The sequence below is a fragment of the Paraclostridium sp. genome (genome assembly GCF_051657365.1).
Classification (GTDB): domain Bacteria; phylum Bacillota; class Clostridia; order Peptostreptococcales; family Peptostreptococcaceae; genus Paraclostridium.
In genome coordinates this window covers 47,701-69,993 of the sequence record NZ_JBOFKN010000157.1, presented here as the reverse complement: position 1 = coordinate 69,993, position 22,293 = coordinate 47,701, and the positions used below count along the sequence as shown (strand labels likewise).

Genomic DNA, 22,293 nt, shown 5'->3' with positions numbered 1-22,293 from the left:
AGAGGAGGACAAAAAAATGAACCACGAGTTTATGGAAGCATTAGAAGAATTAGAAAAAGATAGAGGAATAGACAAAGAAATACTTATAGATACTATAGAACAAGCATTATTAACAGCTTATAAGAAAAACTTTGGATCTGCTCAAAATGTTAGAGTGTTTTTCGACAGAGACAAAGGGGATGTAAAAGTATACTCTCAAAGAATAGTTGTTGACTCAGAAGATATATATGATACATTCTTAGAGATAGAAATAGATGAGGCTAGACAAATAAGCCCTAACTATGAAATTGGTGATATAATAGAAGATGAAATAACTACTACTGATTTCGGAAGAATAGCAGCTCAAACTGCTAAGCAAGTGGTTGTTCAAAGAATAAGAGAAGCTGAAAGAGATATAGTATATAATGAATTTATAGATAAGCAAGATGAAATAGTAACTGGAGAAGTTGCTAGAGTAAATAAAAATATAGTTCATGTAAATCTTGGAAGAATAGAAGCTATAATGACTCAAACTGAGCAAATACCGGGAGAATTTTACCAAGCTGGACAACAAATAAAGGTATATATATTAGAAGTAAAGAAAACAAATAAAGGACCTCAAATATCTGTATCAAGAAGTCATCCAGGTTTAGTAAAGAGATTATTTGAAATGGAAGTTCCTGAAATATTTGAAGGTACTGTTCAAGTTAAGAGTATTGCTAGAGAAGCTGGATCAAGAACAAAAATGGCAGTTTATTCTGCAGATCAAAGCATAGACCCAATTGGAGCTTGTGTTGGACCTAAGGGATCAAGAGTTAAAAACATAGTTGATGAATTAGGTGATGAAAAAATAGATATAATAAAATACAGTGAAAATCCAGTTGAATTTATATCAGCAGCACTTAGTCCATCAAAAGTTGTATCTGTAGATGTAAATGAAGATGAAAAGAGCGCTTTAGTTATAGTTCCAGATTATCAATTATCACTTGCAATAGGTAAAGAAGGACAAAATGCAAGACTTGCAGCTAAGCTTACTAACTGGAGAATAGATATAAAAAGTGAAAGTCAAGCAGTTAAAGAAGCTCAAGAAGTAGACACAGTTGAAGAATCAAACAATCAAGAAGATTTAGATGCTTAATTGTAAGGAGTGATACATTTGCAAAAGGTAAAGAAAGTTCCTCAAAGAAAGTGTATAGCTTGTCAAGATAGAGACAATAAAAAAGAATTAATAAGAATTGTTAAAAACAAAGATGGACAAATATTTTTAGATAAAACAGGAAGAGCGAATGGTAGAGGTGCATACCTTTGTAATTCTAAAGAGTGCCTAAAAAAAGCTATTAAGAGTAAAGCTTTAAATAGAGCTTTTAAAATAGAAGTTCCAGATGAAGTATATGAGGTATTAATGAAGGAGATAGGTGACGATGAATAATGTCAATGAAGCAAAAATATACTCTTTCTTAGGTCTCGCTCAGCGTGCAGGAAAATTAGTGTCAGGTGAGGATTCTACTATGCTTGATGTTAAGAAAAATAGGGTAAAATTAGTTATAGTAGCAGATGATGCTTCAAATAACACTAAAAAGTTATTTAAAGATAAAACATCTTATAGAAATATAAATTGTGTTACATATTCAACAAAACTTCAACTAGGATTGGCTATAGGAAAAGCACCTAGAGCAGTTATGGGAATTAAAGACGCAAGCTTTGCAAATAAGATTTTAGATCTTATTGAGAATACAAAAATATAATAGGGGGTGGTCTTGTGTCAACAAGAGTATACCAATTAGCAGAAAACTTAGGAATGACTAGTGAAGAACTTATCGCTAAACTAGGAGAATTAGATATAAACGTAAATGATAAAAACGACGAATTAAGTCAAGATGATGCACAAACGGCTATGGAATTATTAGGTGATGAAGTTGCAGCAGGAAGTGGGCTTCCAACAGTAACGGTTGAAGGTAAATTAAATGTTCAAGAATTAGCTAATAGTTTAGAAAAACCTGCTACAGAAATAATAATGAAACTTATGAAAATGGGAACTATGGCAACAATAAACCAAGAGTTAAACTTTGAAATAGCTTCATTAGTAGCTAAAGATTATGGGTTTGAACTTATAGAAGGAGATGCATCAGAAAAAGAAGCAGCTGAAATAGATGCATTAATGGAAATAGAAGAAGATAAAGAAGAAGATTTAGTAAAAAGATCTCCTATAGTTACAGTTATGGGACACGTTGACCATGGTAAAACATCTTTATTAGATGCTATAAGATCAACAAGTGTAACTACAAATGAAGCTGGAGGAATAACTCAGCATATAGGTGCATCAGAAGTTACTATAAACGGAGAAAAAATAGTATTCTTAGATACACCAGGACATGAGGCTTTCACATCTATGAGAGCTAGAGGAGCGCAAGTAACTGATATGGCTATATTAGTTGTTGCAGCTGATGATGGTATAATGCCACAAACTGTAGAAGCTATAAACCATGCAAAAGCTGCAGAGGTTCCAATAATAGTTGCTATAAACAAAATAGATAAGCCAGGAGCTAATATAGATAGAGTTAAACAAGAATTAGCAGACCAAGGTTTACTTGTTGAAGACTGGGGTGGAGATATAATATCAGTTCCAGTATCAGCTAGACAAAATACTAATATAGATACATTACTTGAAATGATATTATTAGTTGCAGAAGTAGAAGAGTTAAAAGCTAATCCAAATAAGAGAGCTGTAGGTACTGTAATAGAAGCTCAACTTGATAAAGGAAGAGGACCAGTTGCTACTATACTTGTTCAAGGTGGAACTTTAAAAGTAGGAGATCCTGTAGTTGCAGGTACTGCTTGTGGTAAAGTTAGAGCTATGATAAATGACAAAGGTAGAAGAGTTAAAACTGCGGGACCATCTACAGCTGTAGAAATATTAGGATTATCAGAAGTTCCACAAGGTGGAGATCAATTTGTAGCAGTTGCTACTGATAAGATAGCTAGAAGTGTAGGTGAGAAGAGACAACACATGGCTAGAGAAGAAATGCTAAAATCAAACCAAAGAGTAACTCTTGATGAATTCTTCAGTCAAATGTCTGATGCTGAAGTTAAAGAACTAAACTTAGTTGTTAAAGCTGATGTTCAAGGTTCTGTTCAAGCAGTTAAGCAATCATTAGAAAAATTATCAAATGAAGAAGTTGCTGTTAGAGTTATACATGGTGGGGTTGGAGCTGTAACTGAGTCTGATGTTATGTTAGCTAGAGCATCTAATGCTATAATAATAGGATTTAATGTAAGACCAGTTGCTACTGCTGAAGTAATGGCTAAAAAAGAAGAAGTTGATATAAGAACTTATACAATAATATACAAAGCTATAGAAGATGTACAAGCTGCTATGACAGGTATGTTAGATCCTGAATATATGGACGAAGATACAGGTAAAGCAGAAGTAAGAGAAACATTTAAAATATCAGGTATAGGTACTGTAGCTGGATGTTACGTATTAAGCGGTAAGATATTTAGAAATGGTAAAGTAAGAATAGTTAGAGATGGATTTATAATCCATGAAGGTGAAATAGCTGCATTAAAGAGATTCAAAGATGACGCTAAAGAAGTTAATCATGGATATGAGTGTGGTATAACAATCACTAATTTCAATGATTTAAAAGAAGGCGATATAATAGAAGCTTATGTAACTAAAGAAGTTGAAAGAAAATTAAAATAGTAAGTAAAAGAGGTCGATATTATGGCATCATATAACAGAACGCAAAGAATAGGCGAAGAAATAAGAAAAGTTGTAAGCACAATGCTTATAAGTGGAATAAAAGATTATAGAATAAACTCTTTAATTAGTGTTACTGATGTTGAAGTAACAACTGATTTAAGTTACGCTTATGTATATGTAAGTATATTAGGTGGAAATAAAGAATCAAGCATGGCTGGGCTTAAAAATGCTTGCGGATATATAAGAAAAGAAGTTGGAAAAAATGTTAAGCTTAGACATACTCCACAAATAATTTTTAAAGTAGATGATTCTATAGAAAAAGGAATGTATATGGAAAGTCTAATTAAAAAAGTAAATCAAGAGAATCAAGAGAATCAAAAAGATTCTGAAGAAGATACTCAAGGAGAATAATTTATGCTAAATAATATTAAAAATATTATACAAGCTATAAGGGAAGGTAACAATTTTATTGTTACCTCTCATTATAGTCCGGATGGTGATAATATAGGGTCTACATTATCTATGTATTATACACTTAAAAAATTAGGTAAAAATGTATTATATGTATTAGATGATACTATACCTGTTAATTTGAAATTTTTAGTAGAAGGCATAAATATATTGAAATCTGAAGAAGTGAATGTAAAACTAGATGAATATATCTTAATATCTCTTGATTGTGGAGATGAAAACAGGATATGTGTCAGTGATAATATAAAAACATCTATTAATAAATTGATATGTATAGACCACCATGCAAGTAATGATAATTTTGGAGATTTAAATTATATAAATCCAAATGAATCATCGACTTGTGAGTTAGTATATAACTTATTAAAAGAGTTTTCAAAAGTTATAGATAAACAAATAATAGATAAATCTATAGCTACTTGTCTATATACAGGTCTGTTAACAGATACAGGTAATTTTTCTTATTCAAATACTAATCCAAGTAGTTACTTAATGGCCTATGATTTAGTGAACATAGGAGCAAAGAAAGACATTATAATTCAAAAAATATTCCAAAGCAATACATATAATTATTATAAACTTTTAGGCGAAGCTCTAGACACATTAGATATAGTAGATGGAAAGATAGCTAGCATGATGTTAACCACAGACATGTTAGATAGAAATGATATTTCTTTCAATGATGCTGATGGAGTTACATCTTATACTAGAGATATAGATGGAGTTGAAGTTGGTCTTTTATTTAAAGAAAAAAGACCAGGAGAAGTTAAAGTGAGTTTTAGATCTAAAAATTATGTGGATGTGAGTGTTATAGCTCAAAGTTTTGGAGGAGGAGGCCATGTTAGAGCCTCGGGATGTACAGTTAAAGATAACATACAAAATGTTAAAACAATGGTGATTGACGAAGTTTTAAAACATATTTAAGGATGATTGATATGAATAAAATAGTGAATATATTAAAACCTACAGGAATGACATCTCATGATGTTGTTGGGAAAGTTAGAAAAATATTAAATATAAAAAAAGTTGGTCACACAGGTACCCTTGATCCGGATGCATCAGGGGTACTACCTATATGTATAGGAAAAGCTACAAAGGTTAGTGAACTTATACTTAATAAGGATAAGTCATATATTTGTGAACTAACATTAGGTATAAATACAGATACCTATGATTCATCAGGAGAGATAATTGATAGATATGAAGTTGGAGATATAAATAAAGAAGAACTTGAAAAAGCATTTGATACTCAAAGAGGCGAGATAAAACAGCTTCCTCCTATGTATTCAGCTCTTAAAGTGAATGGAAAGAGAATGTGTGATTTAGTCAGAGCTGGAAGAGCTGATGAGATTACACTTAAATACAGAGATGTTAATATAAAGGAATTAAATGTACTTTCATTTAAAGATAATAAGATAATGTTTTATGTTAAGTGTTCGAAAGGAACTTATGTAAGAAGTATATGCTATGATATAGGAAAAGAACTAGGTTGTGGAGGGCATATGTCTTTCTTGCTTAGAACATCTTCAGGTAAATTTAATATAGATAATGCTATAACATTAGAAGAATTAGAAAGTCTATATAAGGAAAATAAACTATATGATCATTTATATGATATAGACTATGTATTGTCGAATTTCAACAGCATACATATAAATCCATTAGCTGTAAAGTCATTTGTTAATGGAGCTATAGTATACAAAAAAGGTTTTGTAAAAGGCGACTTTAATGAAAATGATGAGTTTGTAAGAGTGTATAGTGAAAATAAATTTTTGGGTGTTGGAAAATTCTTAAAAGTTGAAGAGACATTATGTCTAAAAAGTGATAAACTATTTATATAGAAAATAAGTAGTGGGGAATTTATTATGACTATTATAAAATCATTAGACGAAGTAATAAATATTGAGAAAAGTATTGTAACGATTGGAAATTTTGATGGTATTCACAAAGGTCATATTAAGCTTATACAAGAAGCTGTCAATGAAGCTAAAGATAGGAAATGTAAAAGTGTAGTATTTACTTTTGAAAATCACCCTATGAGATATTTTAGGATGAATTCTATAAAAAATATAATTACAAATGATGAAAAGATAAACATATTAAAATCCTTAGGAGTAGATATGATTTTAATGGTTCCATTTAATGAGTATATGACCAAAATATCTGCTAAAGATTTTATTGAAAAAATTTTGATAAATAAACTTAATTGCATGAAAGTTATAGTAGGTCATGATTTTACCTTTGCTAGAAATAAAGAAGGGAATTCGGATGTACTTAAACATTTAGGTAAAGATTATGGTATGGAAGTTAAAATAATAGAGCCCATAAAAATAAATAATATTAGAATAAGTAGTAGTTATATAAGAAAACTAATAGATCAAGGTAGTGTTTGTGAAATAAAAGAATTTTTGGGAAGAAATTATTGTCTTGAAGGTGAAGTTATACACGCTAGGAAGATAGGAAGAACTATAGGTTTTCCTACTGCAAACTTAAAGATTAATGATCAGTTAGTAATACCTAAAAGTGGAATTTATGCAGTTAAGGTATACTTAAAAGATAAAAAATATTATGGAGCTACAAATATAGGTTTTAATCCAACTGTAAATGGACAAGTTTTATCTATAGAAACTAATATACTTGATTTTGATGAAGATATATATGGAGATATAATCAGGATCGAATTTTTAGAAAGAATAAGAGATGAAAGAAAATTTAACTCTTTAGATGAGCTAAAAAATCAATTAAGCAGGGATGTAAATTTTGTATACAAAAAGTATGTTTACAAATAGATGATATATGTGGTAAAATAAAATTCGTGAACCATTACTCGGCATTTGAACACTCCAATCAATGCTTAGTAATTGGGGATTTAAAAATATAATGGAGGTATTCACAATGAACAAAACTGAAATAATAAAAGAATTCGGAAGATTTGAAGGAGATACTGGTTCTCCAGAAGTACAAATAGCTATATTAACAACTAGAATAAATGAGTTAAACGGTCACTTAAAGACTCATAAAAAAGATCACCACTCAAGAAGAGGTCTTTTAAAGATGGTTGGTAAGAGAAGAAACTTATTAGCTTACTTAAAAGAGAAAGATTTAGAAGGATACAGAGCGTTAATAGCTAAATTAGGATTAAGAAAATAATTTAATTATTGAAATAAAGAAGAAGGTTTATGCCTTCTTTTTTTGTTTTGGTAATTTTGAAACCGTATACTTTGGTGAAAAAAGTAAATAATTACAAATAAACTAATTTTAGATAAAATATATAAAGGAATAAATATAATTTATATAGAAACTTTTCTTTTAGGAGGGGATTTACTATGAAAATAAAATTAATATGTGATAGTTTATGTGATATTCCTATGGAGTTAGCAGAAAAATATGATATAGAAATAATGCCGTTAACTATAATTATAGATGGTAAAGAATTTAAAGATGGTATAGATATGACTAACGAAGAATTCTATAAAACTATGGAAGAAATTAAGACTGTGCCTAAGACATCTCAGGCTACATATATGCAATTTAAAGAAGTGTTTGACAAGTATAAAGATGAATATTCTATAATTTGTATAAATGGTTCATCTCAATCTTCAGGAACATATCAAAGTGCTGTAATGGCTAAAAATGACACAGATGGTGATATACATATATTTGATACACTGAATTTATCTTTAGGTAGTGGGCAATTTGTTATAAAAGCTTGTCAACTTATGGATGAAAAATTAGATGCTCAAACTATCATAAATGAGTTAGAAGCTTTAAGAGAAAGTGTAAATTTATTTTTTGTTCCAGATAGTTTGGAATATTTAAAGAGAAGTGGAAGAGTATCTGTTACAACTGCTACTATTGGAAATATGTTAAGTTTAAAACCTGTATTTTCTATGAAAGATGGAAATATATCGTTAGTTACAAAAGTAAGAGGCAAAAAACATGTAATACATACCTTGATAGATTTATTAAAAGAGCATTACGATAGCTTTGAAGATAAAAACTTAACTATTGGATGTGGAGCTAATGTAAAAGAATTTGAATTGCTAAAAAAAGAAGTAGAAGAAAATATAAAAGCTAAGAATGTATATTTAACTAGAGGTGGAGCTTGTATATGTTCTCATACAGGTCCAGATATATTAGCTATAAGTTGTTCAAATTAAATGTATTAAAATTTACATATTAAGCAAATAATAAGTTAAAATAAAGTATTTGCGAAATTACGTTTTGTATCTCTAAAAATACACCAATACAAGCCAGTAATTTACTTTTATGTTGTTAATTTATAGTATTTTTGATAAGATAGTACATAGGATACTAAACGCGGTTTTAATAAAGAGGAGGTACAAGCATTAATGTTTGAACATAAAGTTTTTAAGATGAATTTTGCAGGAAGAGAGCTTTCTGTTGAAATAGGGAAAATAGCTGAATTAGCTAGTGGAAGCGCTATACTTCAGTACGGCGAAACTATGGTTATGGTTAATACATCAAAGTCATCTAAACCAAGAGATGGAATAGACTTTTTCCCTTTAAGTGTTGATTATGAAGAAAAATTATATTCAGTAGGAAAAATACCTGGAGGCTTCTTAAAAAGAGAAGGAAAACCTTCAGAAAAAGCTGTACTTACATCAAGACTTATAGATAGACCTATAAGACCACTATTCCCTAAAGGGTTTAGAAATGATGTACAGGTAGTTGCGACTGTTTTATCAGTAGATCAAGATTGTACTCCTGATATAGTAGCTATGATAGGATCATCTATAGCTTTATCTATATCTGACATACCATTTAATGGACCAACAGGTTCTGTATGTGTAGGATTAGTAGATGGAGCATTTGTTGCGAATCCAACAGCGGAGCAAAGAGAGCAAAGTTCTCTTCATCTTGTAGTTTCAGGAACGAAAGAAGCTATAATGATGGTTGAAGCTGGGGCTGAAGAAATACCGGATGAGTTAATGCTAGAAGCTATATTATTTGCACATGAAGAAATCAAAAAAGTTGTTGAATTTATAGACACTATAGTTGCTGAAGTAGGAAAAGAAAAGATAGAAGTTAACCTTTATCAAATAGATGAAGATGTAGAAAAATCTGTTCGTGAATTTGCTACAGATAAGATGAAAGAAGCAGTTAAAACTATAGAAAAGCTTGAGAGAATGGAAAAGATGGACGCAGTTAAAGCAGAAACTTTCGAGCATTTTGATGAAATAGTAGAAGAGTTTGGACAAGATATAGAAGAAACATTACATGCTATAATAAAAGAGCAAGTTAGAAAGCTTATAGTACATGAAAATATAAGACCTGATAATAGAAAACCAGATGAAATAAGACCTATATGGTGTGACAATGGATTCATACCAAGAGCTCATGGTTCTGGATTATTTACAAGAGGGCAAACTCAAGTTATGTCTATAGCAACACTTGGAGCTTTAGGTGATGTTCAAATACTTGATGGACTTGATGAAGAAGAAAGCAAGAGATATATGCATCACTACAACTTCCCGGCATATAGTGTTGGAGAGGCTAGACCTTCAAGAGGTCCAGGTAGAAGAGAAATAGGACATGGAGCACTTGCAGAAAGAGCATTACTTCCTGTAATACCTTCTAAAGAAGATTTCCCTTATGCAATAAGAGTTGTTTCAGAAGTATTAAGTTCTAATGGATCAACGTCTCAAGGTAGTGTATGTGGATCAACATTATCACTTTTAGATGCTGGTGTTCCGCTTAAAGATATGGTTGCTGGAATTGCTATGGGTCTTATAAAGCATGATGATAAAGTTGCTGTACTTTCAGATATTCAAGGTATGGAAGATCACTTAGGAGATATGGACTTTAAAGTTGCTGGTACTGAGCATGGTATAACAGCTATACAAATGGATATAAAAATAGCTGGTATCGATAAAGAAGTATTAAGTACAGCTTTAAAGCAAGCTAAAGTAGGTAGAATTCACATTTTAAATGAAATGAGAAAAACTATAGATGCACCTAAGCCAGAACTTTCTAAGTATGCACCTAAAATAGTAATAATGAATATAAACCCAGATAAGATAAGAGACGTAATAGGACCTGGTGGAAAAATAATCACTAAGATTATAGATGAAACTGGAGTTAAAATAGATATTGAACAAACTGGAGAAGTATTTATAAGTGGAATAGATGCTGAAATGATAGCTAAAGCTCAAGAGCTTATACATAATATAGTTGTTGAAGCTGAAGTTGGTCAAACTTATACAGGTAAAGTAACTAGAATAATGAATTTTGGTGCTTTCGTTGAAATACTTCCAGGAAAAGAAGGCTTACTTCATATATCTCATATAGCTCATGAAAGAGTTAATAAAGTTGAAGATGTTCTTAATGTTGGAGATGAAGTGACTGTAAAAGTAAGTGAAATAGATGAAAAAGGAAGAGTAAATTTATCTAGAAAAGCACTTTTACCAAAGCCTGAGAAAAAAGAAGTTAAAGAAGTTAAAGAAGATAAAGAAACTAAAGAAAAATAATATTATTTAAAATTAAGGCACTCTGTAACCAATGGTTACTAGGTGCCTTTTATTTTGTGAATTTTAGATAAAAGCATTTTTTACAATAGTAAAGGCACTTTAAGTTATATATACCATATAAAATACAATATATAATATAGATGCATAAAAAGTTAGACTACCTAATACAATTTAATGAGAGTAAATTGTACAAATTTAGGAGGAAGCTTTTATGATAATGATGGTACTCAATAAAAAAAAGTTAAAAAAAATATTTGCAATAATATTAGTTATAATATTAGCAATCGCAGGTGTTGTATTTATGAATAAAGAAGATACAACACCAACATGGAATCTGTTTTATAAAGCAGATAAGCCATATCATAATGGAACAAAGCTAAATAGTGGTCACGTTGCAATAAGTTGCAACGTAGACTTAGGCTGGGAAAGTGAGTACATAGAAAAAATACTGAAAGTATTAGATGAAAAAAAAGCTAAGATAACTTTTGCTGTAACAGGTAGATGGGCTGAGGAAAACTCAGAGTTTCTACTTGAGATAAAAGAAAAAGGACATGAAATAGCTAATCACGGATACAAGCATTTAGACTATGGTACTTTAGATTATGATAAAAACTATGAACAAATAAAAACATCAAAGGAAATAATAGAGAATATAATAAAAACTGAAACTAAATTTTTTCAAGCTCCAGGAGGTTCATTTAATAAAGACACTGTGAAAGCTTCTATGGACCTTGGCTACATACCTTACAAATGGGATGTAGATACTATAGATTGGAAAAATAGACAAGAACCAGAGGTTATTATTGAAAGAGTTAAATCAAAAGATATGAAAGATTCTAGTATAATACTTATGCATCCTACACATGCAAGTGCTGAAGGTATTGATGATATTATAGAGATTATTGAGGGTAAAAATTTAAAACCTGGTAAACTTAGCGATGTATTTGATCTTTAAAATTATATATAAATTATTTTACTGTTGAATAATTCATTTCACTAAATTATAATTTAAAGGACATTGGTTAAGATATAAACTTAAAAAGTTATCATAAATATTATAATGCACAGATGAAATTGGAGGAATAGTATGTATAAGGTACAAACATTAGATAATGGACTTACAATAGTAGGGGAAGAAATACCATACCTAAAATCTATAACATTAGGGGTATGGGTAAATGCAGGGTCAAGAATAGAGAATGAAAAATTAAGTGGGGTATCACATTTTATAGAACATATGTTATTTAAGGGAACTGAAAATAGAACATCTAAGGATATAGCAAGTACGATAGATAATTTAGGTGGACAAATAAATGCTTTCACTAGCAAAGAATGTACTTGTTATTATGTAAAATTGTTAGATGAACATATAAACATAGGGTTAGATATATTAAGTGATATGTTTTTAAATCCACTATTTGATAAAGACGATATAGAAAAAGAAAAACAAGTAATATTAGAAGAATTAAAGATGTATGAAGACTCTCCAGAGGATTTAGTATATGATTTGCTTATGGAAGGTGTATATAAGACAGATGCTCTTGGAATGAATATAATAGGAACTAAAGAATCATTATATAATATCAATAAGGATGCTATAAAAAATTATTTTAATAATTATTATGTAGCTAGTAATTCGGTAATTTCTATCAGTGGTAATTTTAAATTTGAAGAAATGGTTAAACTAATAGAAGCAAAATTTGGGAATTTACCTAAGGGTAATGTTGATATAGAAATAACAACACCAGAATTCCATCCATGTTTTATGGCTAAGAATAAAGATACAGAACAAGTTAACTTAGCTATAAGTTTAAAATCTATACCTTTAGAAGATAGAGAAGATGCTTATGCTTTATCTATAGTAAATAATATATTTGGAGGAAGTATAAGTTCTAGGTTATTCCAAAATATAAGAGAAAACAAAGGTCTTGTTTACTCTATATATTCTGCGCCTAGTCTTTACAGAAAAAGTGGAGAATTAGGAATTTATGCAAGTATGAGTAACGAAAATTTAGAAAAAGTATATAATTTAGTATTGGAAGAAATTGATAACTTAAGAAAATATCGACTTACAGAACAAGAGATAAATGAAAGTAAGGAACAACTAAAGGGAAGTTATATATTAGGATTAGAAAGTACTAGTAGCAGAATGATGGCTATGGGTAAAGCTATGCTTTTAACTAAAAAGGTGAAAAATCCTAATGATATTATAGAAAGTATAAATAATATTGATAAAGCTAGAATAGACTTAATTATAGACAAGGTGTTTAACAAAGAAAACATGGGAGTCTGTATTGTAGGAAGAGATGTAGAGAATATAACTTTAGGCTAATTAGACTAGACATATAATTAAGGTTATCTATATTAGATATTATTAGTTTATATGGGGGGATACTTATGAATTTATCTGAGGTAGCAGGTAAGGAGATTGTAAACTTAGTTACAGGAGAAAGATTAGGCGTTGTTGGAGAGTGCGACCTTATTATTGAAGATACTACTGGAAAAATACTAGCTTTACTTATTCCGAGAGAAAGAGGTTTCTTTGGATTTAGAAAAGATAAATCGGTACTAGAAGTGCCATGGAGAAATGTGAAAAAGATAGGAAATGACATGATTATAATAGAATATGACGGTATGTACTAGGAGGATAATATGACAATAGTAGTTCAAAAATTTGGTGGGACATCTGTGGAATCTTATGAAAAAATGAAGCAAGTTTGCAATATAATAAAAAACTATAAAGAAAAAGGGTTAGATTTAGTAATTGTAGTTTCTGCTATGGGAAGAAAAGGAGCTCCATATGCAACAGATACATTAATAAATTTATGTAAAGATATTAATGAAAACTCATCTAAAAGAGAATTAGATTTAATAATGTCTTGTGGAGAAATAATATCAGGGACTATACTTACTAACATGTTAAAAGGTTATGGTATAGATTCTGTTTTTTTAACAGGTGGTCAAGCTGGTATATATACTGATGGTAAGTTTTCTGACTCTAGAATTGTAGATATTAAGCCAGAAAGAATTTACAAAGAGTTAGATGAAGGAAAAGTTGTAATTGTAGCAGGCTTCCAAGGAATAACAGAGAGTGGAGAAGTAACTACACTTGGAAGAGGTGGCAGTGATACATCAGCGGTTGCTATAGGAAAAGCTCTAGAATGTGAAACTGTTGAGATTTACACTGACGTTGATGGCATAATGACAGCTGATCCAAGAATTGAACCAGAAGCTAAAGTACTAGATTATATAAACTATGAAGAAGTATTTCAAATGGCGGATAAGGGAGCTAAAGTTATACATCCAAGAGCTGTTGAGATTGCAAAAAGTGGAGCTATAACTTTAAATATAAAAAATACTTTAAATCCAGATTATCCTGGAACTAAAATAAGTGGTAGAAGTCCAAAATTTGAGGTAAACAAAGAAGAGCACGCCTTAAATACCATGACTGCTGTAGCTCATGAAAATGGAATAGCTCAAATAAAGATTAAATCAAAAGAGGATATATTTACAAATATAATGAATGAGATAGAATCTAATGAAATAAGTTTAGATATGATAAACTTCTTTATAGAAGAAAAAGCTTTTGTAATTAGTCATGACAAGTTACAGCCGTTAACGAAAATATTAAATGATCATAGCTTAGTGTATAATATTAAAGAAAATTGTGCAAAGGTTACATTGATAGGATCTAAAATGAATGGAATACCAGGAGTTATGGCGAAAATAGTAAGAGCTTTATCAAAAGCAAAAATAAATTTATTACAAACATCAGATTCAAATATGACTATATCTTGTTTAGTTGAAGAAAAAGATATGAAAGCTACAGTTCACGCTATACATGAAGAATTTAAATTAAATTAGATAAAATTAATAATATCCTCCTATTTTGGTTAACTTATATTTAAAGTTAAACATTAAAGGAGGATATTTTTATGTCAAATAAAAAACCAAAAAACAATCAGCCTCATGCTAAATTAGAATTTGGAGAAGAAATAAGCTTACCAGCACATTTTAGACCTAAAAAAAGTGGATCAGTAGCTCAAAATACATCAAGACCAATAAGAAAACACCCAAAAGGGAAGTAGATAAAAGCAAGTCTTAAAAGGAGGCTACATATGAACTATTTATATAATGAAGATGATAAAAATAAAAAGTTACATTTGAAATCACAAGAAGATGAAGATGAGTCTGAAGATATAGAAGATATTAAAGAAATGGGAGTTCCAAATCTGCCAGAACAAAACACTAAAGATATACAGTGTATAACTATAATTGGTGAAATTGAAGGGCACTTTGCAGGAAATCCTCAAAAAAAATCCACTAAATATGAACATATAATACCTATGTTATTTGCAATAGAGGAAAATAATGATATTAAAGGTGTTTTAGTAATACTAAATACGGTAGGTGGAGATGTTGAAGCAGGACTTGCTATATCAGAATTAATAAATAGTGTATCTAAAAAAGTGGTTACATTAGTTCTAGGAGGTAGTCATAGTATAGGAGTTCCCCTTGCTACGGCAGGTGATTACTCTTTTATAGCACCTACTGCGACTATGATAGTTCATCCTATAAGAACTAATGGATTAGTTATTGGAGTAAATGAAACTTTTGAGTACTTTAAAAAGATGCAAGAAAGGATAACTCAATTTATAACTAGAACATCAGATATAGAAAGAGAAGATTTAGAGAAATTAATGTATTCTAAAGAAGAATTAGTTAGCGATGTAGGTAGTGTTTTAATAGGTAAAGAAGCAGTTGAATGTGGACTTATAGATGAAGTCGGTGGATTAAAAGAAGCTATGTTTAAATTAAGAGAATTAATAAAAGAGGACGATAACGTAGATAATAAGTGATATGATTAAATAAATTTGTTTAAATAACAGAATATATGCTATAATTAAAAGATATAAAAGTGTTAGTGTATAAATACATTAGCACTTTTTGCTATGATTTTGCAGTTTATTAATTATTGTATAAATTTATTTTTAAAGAGGTGAGATTGATGGCTAAAAAGAAATCTAAAAAGAAAAAGAATATACAATCAAGTTTTACAGCTGAATACAGCAACCTTATAACTATATTTGTAGGGATATTTTTACTATATAGTTTAAACTCTAGTTCTATGGGGATTTTAGGCACATTTATTCAAAATATATTTCTAGGTTTATTTGGAAAATTATCAATAGTTATACCATTTATAATTATTATTAGTGGGATTTTAGGATTTTTCGAAAAAAATGAATATATATATAGACTTAAAAGCACTAAGTTATATTATTTAGGTGTATTTTTCATATTCATGTTTTATGGTCTTATAAATGCGAAAAATTTACCGATAGATAGTCCTACAAATTCATATGTTATTAAAGAAGTAACAAAACAAGCTGTAAGTGGAGACGGGTGTGGGCTTATAGCTACAGTTATTACATATTATGTTACTAAGATATTTGGAATAACTGGGGCATGGTTAGTAAGTATATTTGCATTACTTATAACAGGATTGTTTACATTTAATATATCTTTAAAAGACTTAATCTATAATATAAAAGTAAAATCTAAGAAAGATAAAGATAGTAATCTTACATTCAAAGAAAAAGCTTTGAATTTAAAGTCAGCTATGGTTAATATGGTTACAGAAGAAGTTGATGAAAATACCATGATGACAAAGTCTGGATTAAGAGGACAGTCTAAAAAAGAAGAAATTAATTCAGATAGTATAGAAGATGATGAAAATGACAAAACAATAAAGATAGTAGGTTTTAATAAAGCAGAAGATGACTACTTAGAAATATTAGAAGGTACTCAAAGTATGCCAGAATTGGAAGTTTTAAAAGAACTACAAAAAGCAAAGCCTAATCAAAAACAAGAAGTTTCGAATCAAACAAATAATAGCTTAGAAAAAACTCAACCTATGGATATAAAATCAGAGTCAAATTACGAAAACTATAAAAAACCTAGCATTGAGCTTTTAAACAAAATAGACTCAAAAACGGATGATAAGAGTAAGAAGAAAGTATTAAAAAATGCTTCTTTACTTGAAAAGACATTATCAGATTTTGGAGTTGAGGCAAAAGTAAATCAAGTAACAGTAGGACCTACTATTACAAGATATGAGCTTCAACCTAGTCCTGGAGTTAAGGTAAGTAAAATAGTCAATTTGACAGATGATATAGCCCTTAGCTTAGCTGCAAAGAGTATAAGAATAGAAGCTCCTATTCCAGGGAAGAGTGCAATTGGTATAGAAGTTCCAAATGAAGAGGCTCAAATGGTAACTTTAAGAGAAGTTCTTGAGAGTGATGAGTTCAATAAATTTGATTCACCGCTTGCTATGGGTCTGGGAAAAGACATAGCAGGAAAGCCTATAATTGCAGACATTGGTAAAATGCCTCATTTACTTATAGCGGGATCAACAGGATCGGGAAAAAGTGTATGTGTAAATACATTAATAAATAGTATATTATACAAAGCTAATCCAGATGAAGTTAAATTCTTACTTATAGACCCTAAAGTAGTTGAGCTTGCAAATTACAATGGTATACCACACTTATTAATACCAGTTGTTACTGATCCTAAAAAAGCTGCAAATGCACTGAATTGGGCAGTTACAGAAATGAATAGAAGATATAAGTTATTTGCAGAGTCAAGTGTAAAAGATGTAACAAGTTATAATGAAAAGAGCGAAGAAAAACTTCCTAAGATAGTTATAATAATAGATGAGCTTGCAGACCTTATGATGGTTAGTGCAAGTGATGTTGAAGATTATATTTGTAGATTAGCTCAAATGGCAAGAGCAGCAGGTATGCATTTAATAGTTGCAACTCAAAGACCATCAGTTGATGTTATAACAGGAGTTATAAAAGCTAATATACCTTCAAGAATTGCGTTTGCCGTTTCATCTCAAACCGATTCAAGAACAATACTTGATATGGGTGGGGCTGAAAAACTTTTAGGTAAAGGGGATATGTTATTTTATCCTTTAGGAGCAGCTAAACCAGTAAGATTACAAGGTGCATTTATATCTGAGTCTGAATCTGAAAAAGTTATAGACTACGTAAAGAGTCAAGTTAAAGAGGAAATTAAATACGAAGAATGTATAGTAGATAGTATAAGTAAAATATCGAAAGAACAAGATAATGATGTAGATGAGCTTTTAAGTGAAGCTATAGAATTTATTGTTGAAAGCGGGCAAGCATCAGCTTCGATGCTTCAAAGAAAATTTAAAATAGGGTTTAATAGAGCGGCAAGACTTATAGATTCTATGGAAGAAAGAAATATAGTCGGAAAAAGTGAAGGAAGTAAACCAAGAAAGGTTTTAATAAGTAAACAAGACTTAGACAATTTAGAAGGTGAATAAATTTGAAAACAATAAAGATAAAAGATGCATTAGATTTACCAAATACCATATTTATAGATGTTAGAACTACAGCAGAATTTAATGAAGACCATATATTAGATGCTTTTCATTTGCCACTATTTAACGATGATGAGCATAAAGATATAGGTACTATATATAAATTGCAAGGAAAACACGAAGCTATACAAAAGGGATTTGATTATGTTAAAGATAGATTAAAACACATGTATATGGAAGTTTTAAGTTTAGCTAATGAGTATGAAAATATAGTTATATATTGTGCAAGAGGTGGAATGAGAAGTGGAAGCTTAGTTAACATGATATCTACTTTAGGTGTTAATGTATACCAACTAGAGGGTGGATATAAATCTTATAGAAACTTTGTACTAGATTACTTTAAGACGGTTATGGATACAAAACAATTTATAGTTTTACATGGATTAACAGGTGTTGGAAAAACGGATATGTTGATGATGTTAGAAGAAGCAGGTATAGACATTATAGATTTAGAAGGATTAGCTAAAAATAGTGGATCTACATTTGGATTTATAATGTTTGATGAAAAACCTCCAACACAAAAGACATTTGAAACTAATATATTTGAAAAATTATACTTCTCAAAGAGTGACTATATATTTATAGAAAGTGAAAGTAAAAGGGTGGGGCATGTAAATGTTCCAAATGAAATATATGAGGGTATAATAAGAGATGGATATCATATATTACAAGAATGCAGTGTTAAATCTAGAGTAGATAGACTATGCAGAGATTATATCTATACTGAAAAGAAAAATGCTGAAGCATTAGTCCAATGTATTAATAAGTTTAGAAAAAGATTGGGAAATGCTAACGTTGATTATTGTATTGAACTATTTAATGAAGGAAAATATGAACAAGTTGTAGAATATTATTTAGTACAATATTATGATGCGTTATATGGTCATTCAGTTGAAAAATACAAATATAATAAAATTGTAAATTGTGATGATATGCAACAATCTTTTTTAGAATTAGCAGATTTTCATAAGGCAGCACAGGAAGGAGCAATATAAATGTTAAAAATAGCATTAGAGTCATTAGGATGTTCTAAAAATTTAGTAGATGCAGAAATAATGATGGGAATTTTAAATAGAAAAGGTTATAAGTTAGTTGGGGATTTTGAAGATGCGGATATAATACTAGTAAATACTTGTGGTTTTATAGAGTCTGCAAAGCAAGAGTCAATAGATACTATACTTGATTTAGCTGAATTAAAAGAAACTGGTAATTTAAAATTGCTTATAGTTACAGGTTGTTTAGCACAAAGATATGCTAAAGAATTGCAGGAAGAAATTCCTGAAATAGACGCTATAGTTGGGACTGGAAGTTATCAGCAAATAGATGAAATAATAGCAGGACTTGAAAAAGAAAACAACATAGTTAGTTTAAACGATATAGAATTTGCTTATAATGAAGATCTTCCAAGATATGTTACAACACCTGAGTATATGGCTTATTTAAAAATAGGTGAAGGGTGCGATAATCATTGTACTTACTGTATAATTCCAAAGTTAAGAGGTAAATACAGAAGTAGAAAAATGGAAGATATAGTTAGAGAGGCTAAAGATTTAGCATCTAAAGGAGTTAAGGAACTTGTAGTCATAGCTCAAGATACGACTAAGTATGGATTTGATTTATACGGAGAAGTTAAATTACCACAATTATTAGAAGAACTTGCACAAATAGAAGGTATAAAGTGGATAAGAATAATGTATTCATATCCGGAATCAATAACAGAAGAACTTGTAAAAGTAATTAAAAAATATGATAACATATGTAATTATTTTGATATGCCTATACAACATGCAAGTAATAAAGTTCTAAAACTAATGAATAGACATACAACTAAAGAAGATATAAAGTCTAAAGTTGATATGATAAGAAAGTACATACCTGATGCAACATTAAGAACTACTATAATAGTTGGTTTCCCAGGTGAAACAGAAGAAGATTTTAATGAATTAGTTGAATTTGCTAAAGATGTTAAATTTGATAGACTTGGAGCGTTTGCTTATTCAAGAGAAGAAGACACACCAGCAGATAAATTACCAAATCATTTAGAAGAAGATATTAAGTTAAAAAGAAGAGATGCACTTATGTTAGTTCAACAAGAGATATCTCAAAATTTAAATTCTAAAAAAGTAAATAATGAATATGAAGTTCTAATAGAAGAGCAAATAGAAGATAAAGTCTATATCGGAAGAACTCAAGGTGATGCAGAAGAGATAGATAGTATAGTTTATGTTAAATGTGATAGTCAACTTGAGCCAGGAAACTTTGTTAAGGTTAAAATAAATAGTGCATTAGAGTATGATTTGATGGGAGATGTAGTTAATGAACTTGCCTAATAAACTAACTTTATTTAGGATATTTCTAATACCAATATTTATAATTGTCATGATGTTAAATTTACAAAATAAGTTTTTAATAGCTTGTATGATATTTATAATAGCTTCTGTTACAGATGCTATGGATGGACACATAGCTAGAAAGTATAATTTGATAACTGACTTTGGAAAGTTTATGGACCCTCTTGCAGATAAGCTGCTTGTTATATCTGCATTAACTACTATGATAGAGTTTAATTTAGTTGCAGCATGGATGGTTATAATAATAGTGGCTAGAGAGCTTACTGTTAGTATATTAAGAGCTATAGCGGCAGCTGACGGTAAGGTTATAGCAGCTAGTTCTGGTGGTAAATTAAAGACTATTTCACAAATGGTAGCGATAGTTATTTTATTATTAGGAGCGCATACTGGAAATATGTTATTTTTAAATGTAGGTAAAATAACTATATTAATAGCGACATTACTTACTCTTTATTCAGGGTGGGAGTATGTATATAAAAATAAAAATTTATTTATGGAAAATAAGTAAGTTGCAAAAAGGATGGATATAGAATAATTATATCCATCCTTTTCTTTATTGATGGACATACAATATGTGGAAAAAAGTGTATAAATTGATATAATTAAAGTTAATACTAATAATATATTATTAATTGACTTTAAGATGAAAACTAGATATAATATTAATAGAACAAGTGTTTGATTGAAACTTTAACTTAAAGTAAAGATAATATAAATGATTGATAGAAGGGAAGGTATTATAAAATGGCAGGAATACAAGATGAAAAATTAAAAGCGTTAAATTCAGCATTATCTCAAATAGAAAAAGATTTCGGTAAGGGATCAGTAATGAAGTTAGGTGATGCTAAAGGAATGGCTATAGATGTAATACCAACAGGGTCTATAGGACTTGATATAGCAATTGGTATAGGTGGACTTCCAAAGGGAAGAATAGTTGAAATATACGGACCAGAATCTTCAGGTAAAACAACTGTTACATTACATGCAGTTGCAGAAGCTCAGAAAAAAGGCGGAATAGCAGCATTCATAGATGCAGAGCATGCCCTTGATCCTATATATGCAAAAGCATTAGGTGTAGATGTAGAGAACTTAATTGTTTCACAACCAGATACAGGAGAACAAGCTTTAGAAATAGCTGAAGCACTTATACGAAGTGGAGCTATAGATATAATAGTAGTTGACTCTGTTGCAGCATTAGTTCCTAAAGCTGAAATAGAAGGAGATATGGGAGATTCTCATATTGGTCTTCAAGCTAGACTTATGTCTCAGGCGTTAAGAAAATTAACAGGATCTATAAAAAAATCTAATTGTGTTGCTATATTTATAAATCAGTTAAGAGAAAAGGTCGGAGTAATGTTTGGTAGTCCAGAAACAACAACTGGTGGTCGTGCTCTTAAATTCTACTCATCTGTTAGATTAGATGTTAGAAAAATAGACACAATAAAACAAGGTGACAAGATTATGGGAAGTAGAACTAGAGTTAAGGTAGTTAAAAACAAAGTTGCACCTCCTTTTAAACAATGTGAATTTGATATAATGTATGGTGAAGGGATATCTAAGGTTGGAGACTTACTAGATATAGCTGCGGATATAGATATAATTAAAAAATCAGGAGCTTGGTATAGTTATAATGAGACTAGACTAGGACAAGGTAGAGAAAATGTTAAAAAATTCTTAGAAGATAATAAAGATTTAACTGAAGAAGTTGAAGGATTAGTAAGAAAATACTATAAATTAGATGAAAATAGAGATAGTGCACAAGAAAATCAAGATTCAATAGAAAATATTGGAGAATAATAATTCGTATGCCTCCTATTAACTTGACACAAGGTAGAAAAAATTATAAAATTAAATAAGAATGAAATATTCTTATTTAGTTTA

General features: G+C 29.8%; 22 protein-coding genes. All 22 read left to right on the top strand.

The window, feature by feature from the left end; genetic code table 11:
- The first annotated feature begins 16 nt into the window (after positions 1-16).
- The 22 genes from nusA (at position 17) to recA (ending at position 22,209) form a co-directional block, all read left to right on the top strand.
- Positions 17-1,117 carry a transcription termination factor NusA gene (gene nusA / locus ACRCYC_RS11890; RefSeq protein WP_332661599.1) on the top strand — a complete coding sequence of 367 codons (1,101 nt, stop codon included), beginning with the start codon at positions 17-19 and terminating at the stop codon, positions 1,115-1,117.
- Positions 1,118-1,135: 18 nt separating this feature from the next.
- A complete protein-coding gene (gene rnpM / locus ACRCYC_RS11885; protein ID WP_438619355.1) occupies positions 1,136-1,408 on the top strand; it encodes an RNase P modulator RnpM in 273 nt (90 codons plus the stop codon).
- A complete protein-coding gene (locus ACRCYC_RS11880) occupies positions 1,401-1,724 on the top strand; it encodes a L7Ae/L30e/S12e/Gadd45 family ribosomal protein (protein ID WP_438619354.1) in 324 nt (107 codons plus the stop codon). Before rnpM ends, ACRCYC_RS11880 begins: the two co-directional genes overlap by 8 nt.
- A 53-nt stretch (positions 1,725-1,777) precedes the next feature.
- Positions 1,778-3,682 carry a translation initiation factor IF-2 gene (gene infB, locus ACRCYC_RS11875; RefSeq protein WP_438619367.1) on the top strand — a complete coding sequence of 635 codons (1,905 nt, stop codon included), beginning with the start codon at positions 1,778-1,780 and terminating at the stop codon, positions 3,680-3,682.
- 21 nt (positions 3,683-3,703) lie between these two features.
- Positions 3,704-4,093: a 30S ribosome-binding factor RbfA gene (gene rbfA / locus ACRCYC_RS11870; protein WP_438619353.1), complete on the top strand. Its 390-nt coding sequence runs from the start codon at positions 3,704-3,706 to the stop codon at positions 4,091-4,093.
- 3 nt (positions 4,094-4,096) lie between these two features.
- On the top strand, positions 4,097-5,077 hold the full coding sequence (locus ACRCYC_RS11865) for a DHH family phosphoesterase (protein WP_438619352.1): 981 nt from the start codon (positions 4,097-4,099) through the stop codon (positions 5,075-5,077).
- Positions 5,078-5,088: 11 nt separating this feature from the next.
- Positions 5,089-5,994 carry a tRNA pseudouridine(55) synthase TruB gene (truB, locus tag ACRCYC_RS11860; protein WP_438619351.1) on the top strand — a complete coding sequence of 302 codons (906 nt, stop codon included), beginning with the start codon at positions 5,089-5,091 and terminating at the stop codon, positions 5,992-5,994.
- Positions 5,995-6,018: 24 nt separating this feature from the next.
- Positions 6,019-6,942, top strand: a complete 924-nt coding sequence (locus tag ACRCYC_RS11855) for a bifunctional riboflavin kinase/FAD synthetase (RefSeq protein ID WP_438619350.1) — start codon at positions 6,019-6,021, stop codon at positions 6,940-6,942.
- A 106-nt stretch (positions 6,943-7,048) separates the two neighbouring features.
- Positions 7,049-7,303 (top strand): 30S ribosomal protein S15, encoded by a 255-nt coding sequence (gene rpsO, locus ACRCYC_RS11850; RefSeq protein ID WP_438619349.1) that lies wholly within the window; start codon positions 7,049-7,051, stop codon positions 7,301-7,303.
- 176 nt (positions 7,304-7,479) lie between these two features.
- Complete coding sequence (locus ACRCYC_RS11845) at positions 7,480-8,313, top strand: DegV family protein (protein WP_438619348.1); 834 nt, start codon at positions 7,480-7,482, stop codon at positions 8,311-8,313.
- 192 nt (positions 8,314-8,505) lie between these two features.
- Positions 8,506-10,644, top strand: a complete 2,139-nt coding sequence (locus ACRCYC_RS11840) for a polyribonucleotide nucleotidyltransferase (protein WP_438619347.1) — start codon at positions 8,506-8,508, stop codon at positions 10,642-10,644.
- A 211-nt stretch (positions 10,645-10,855) separates the two neighbouring features.
- On the top strand, positions 10,856-11,599 hold the full coding sequence (locus ACRCYC_RS11835; protein WP_438619346.1) for a polysaccharide deacetylase family protein: 744 nt from the start codon (positions 10,856-10,858) through the stop codon (positions 11,597-11,599).
- Between the two features lie 132 nt (positions 11,600-11,731).
- Entirely contained in the window at positions 11,732-12,976 is a 1,245-nt protein-coding gene (locus ACRCYC_RS11830) for a M16 family metallopeptidase (RefSeq protein WP_438619345.1), read from the top strand.
- 65 nt (positions 12,977-13,041) lie between these two features.
- Positions 13,042-13,287 (top strand): YlmC/YmxH family sporulation protein, encoded by a 246-nt coding sequence (locus ACRCYC_RS11825; RefSeq protein ID WP_438619344.1) that lies wholly within the window; start codon positions 13,042-13,044, stop codon positions 13,285-13,287.
- A gap of 9 nt (positions 13,288-13,296) precedes the next feature.
- On the top strand, positions 13,297-14,508 hold the full coding sequence (gene dapG, locus ACRCYC_RS11820; RefSeq protein WP_438619343.1) for an aspartate kinase: 1,212 nt from the start codon (positions 13,297-13,299) through the stop codon (positions 14,506-14,508).
- Positions 14,509-14,579: 71 nt separating this feature from the next.
- Positions 14,580-14,732 carry a hypothetical protein gene (locus ACRCYC_RS11815; RefSeq protein WP_438619342.1) on the top strand — a complete coding sequence of 51 codons (153 nt, stop codon included), beginning with the start codon at positions 14,580-14,582 and terminating at the stop codon, positions 14,730-14,732.
- A 30-nt stretch (positions 14,733-14,762) separates the two neighbouring features.
- Positions 14,763-15,503 (top strand): ClpP family protease, encoded by a 741-nt coding sequence (locus ACRCYC_RS11810; RefSeq protein WP_438619341.1) that lies wholly within the window; start codon positions 14,763-14,765, stop codon positions 15,501-15,503.
- 149 nt (positions 15,504-15,652) lie between these two features.
- On the top strand, positions 15,653-18,004 hold the full coding sequence (locus tag ACRCYC_RS11805; protein ID WP_438619340.1) for a DNA translocase FtsK: 2,352 nt from the start codon (positions 15,653-15,655) through the stop codon (positions 18,002-18,004).
- 2 nt (positions 18,005-18,006) lie between these two features.
- Entirely contained in the window at positions 18,007-19,056 is a 1,050-nt protein-coding gene (gene mnmH, locus ACRCYC_RS11800; protein WP_438619339.1) for a tRNA 2-selenouridine(34) synthase MnmH, read from the top strand.
- Positions 19,057-20,391, top strand: a complete 1,335-nt coding sequence (gene rimO / locus ACRCYC_RS11795) for a 30S ribosomal protein S12 methylthiotransferase RimO (RefSeq protein ID WP_438619338.1) — start codon at positions 19,057-19,059, stop codon at positions 20,389-20,391.
- Entirely contained in the window at positions 20,378-20,920 is a 543-nt protein-coding gene (gene pgsA / locus ACRCYC_RS11790) for a CDP-diacylglycerol--glycerol-3-phosphate 3-phosphatidyltransferase (RefSeq protein WP_438619337.1), read from the top strand. Before rimO ends, pgsA begins: the two co-directional genes overlap by 14 nt.
- A gap of 236 nt (positions 20,921-21,156) precedes the next feature.
- A complete protein-coding gene (recA, locus tag ACRCYC_RS11785) occupies positions 21,157-22,209 on the top strand; it encodes a recombinase RecA (protein WP_438619336.1) in 1,053 nt (350 codons plus the stop codon).
- The last annotated feature ends 84 nt before the right edge of the window (positions 22,210-22,293 follow it).

Bases quoted from the DNA above. Each gene is read 5' to 3' on its own strand.
- nusA (WP_332661599.1), top strand. From the start codon at position 17: ATGAACCACGAGTTTATGGAAGCATTAGAAGAATTAGAAAAAGATAGA.
- ACRCYC_RS11880 (WP_438619354.1), top strand. From the start codon at position 1,401: ATGAATAATGTCAATGAAGCAAAAATATACTCTTTCTTAGGTCTCGCT.
- infB (WP_438619367.1), top strand. From the start codon at position 1,778: ATGACTAGTGAAGAACTTATCGCTAAACTAGGAGAATTAGATATAAAC.
- rbfA (WP_438619353.1), top strand. From the start codon at position 3,704: ATGGCATCATATAACAGAACGCAAAGAATAGGCGAAGAAATAAGAAAA.
- ACRCYC_RS11865 (WP_438619352.1), top strand. From the start codon at position 4,097: ATGCTAAATAATATTAAAAATATTATACAAGCTATAAGGGAAGGTAAC.
- truB (WP_438619351.1), top strand. From the start codon at position 5,089: ATGAATAAAATAGTGAATATATTAAAACCTACAGGAATGACATCTCAT.
- ACRCYC_RS11855 (WP_438619350.1), top strand. From the start codon at position 6,019: ATGACTATTATAAAATCATTAGACGAAGTAATAAATATTGAGAAAAGT.
- rpsO (WP_438619349.1), top strand. From the start codon at position 7,049: ATGAACAAAACTGAAATAATAAAAGAATTCGGAAGATTTGAAGGAGAT.
- ACRCYC_RS11845 (WP_438619348.1), top strand. From the start codon at position 7,480: ATGAAAATAAAATTAATATGTGATAGTTTATGTGATATTCCTATGGAG.
- ACRCYC_RS11840 (WP_438619347.1), top strand. From the start codon at position 8,506: ATGTTTGAACATAAAGTTTTTAAGATGAATTTTGCAGGAAGAGAGCTT.
- ACRCYC_RS11835 (WP_438619346.1), top strand. From the start codon at position 10,856: ATGATAATGATGGTACTCAATAAAAAAAAGTTAAAAAAAATATTTGCA.
- ACRCYC_RS11830 (WP_438619345.1), top strand. From the start codon at position 11,732: ATGTATAAGGTACAAACATTAGATAATGGACTTACAATAGTAGGGGAA.
- ACRCYC_RS11825 (WP_438619344.1), top strand. From the start codon at position 13,042: ATGAATTTATCTGAGGTAGCAGGTAAGGAGATTGTAAACTTAGTTACA.
- dapG (WP_438619343.1), top strand. From the start codon at position 13,297: ATGACAATAGTAGTTCAAAAATTTGGTGGGACATCTGTGGAATCTTAT.
- ACRCYC_RS11815 (WP_438619342.1), top strand. From the start codon at position 14,580: ATGTCAAATAAAAAACCAAAAAACAATCAGCCTCATGCTAAATTAGAA.
- ACRCYC_RS11810 (WP_438619341.1), top strand. From the start codon at position 14,763: ATGAACTATTTATATAATGAAGATGATAAAAATAAAAAGTTACATTTG.
- ACRCYC_RS11805 (WP_438619340.1), top strand. From the start codon at position 15,653: ATGGCTAAAAAGAAATCTAAAAAGAAAAAGAATATACAATCAAGTTTT.
- rimO (WP_438619338.1), top strand. From the start codon at position 19,057: ATGTTAAAAATAGCATTAGAGTCATTAGGATGTTCTAAAAATTTAGTA.
- pgsA (WP_438619337.1), top strand. From the start codon at position 20,378: ATGAACTTGCCTAATAAACTAACTTTATTTAGGATATTTCTAATACCA.
- recA (WP_438619336.1), top strand. From the start codon at position 21,157: ATGGCAGGAATACAAGATGAAAAATTAAAAGCGTTAAATTCAGCATTA.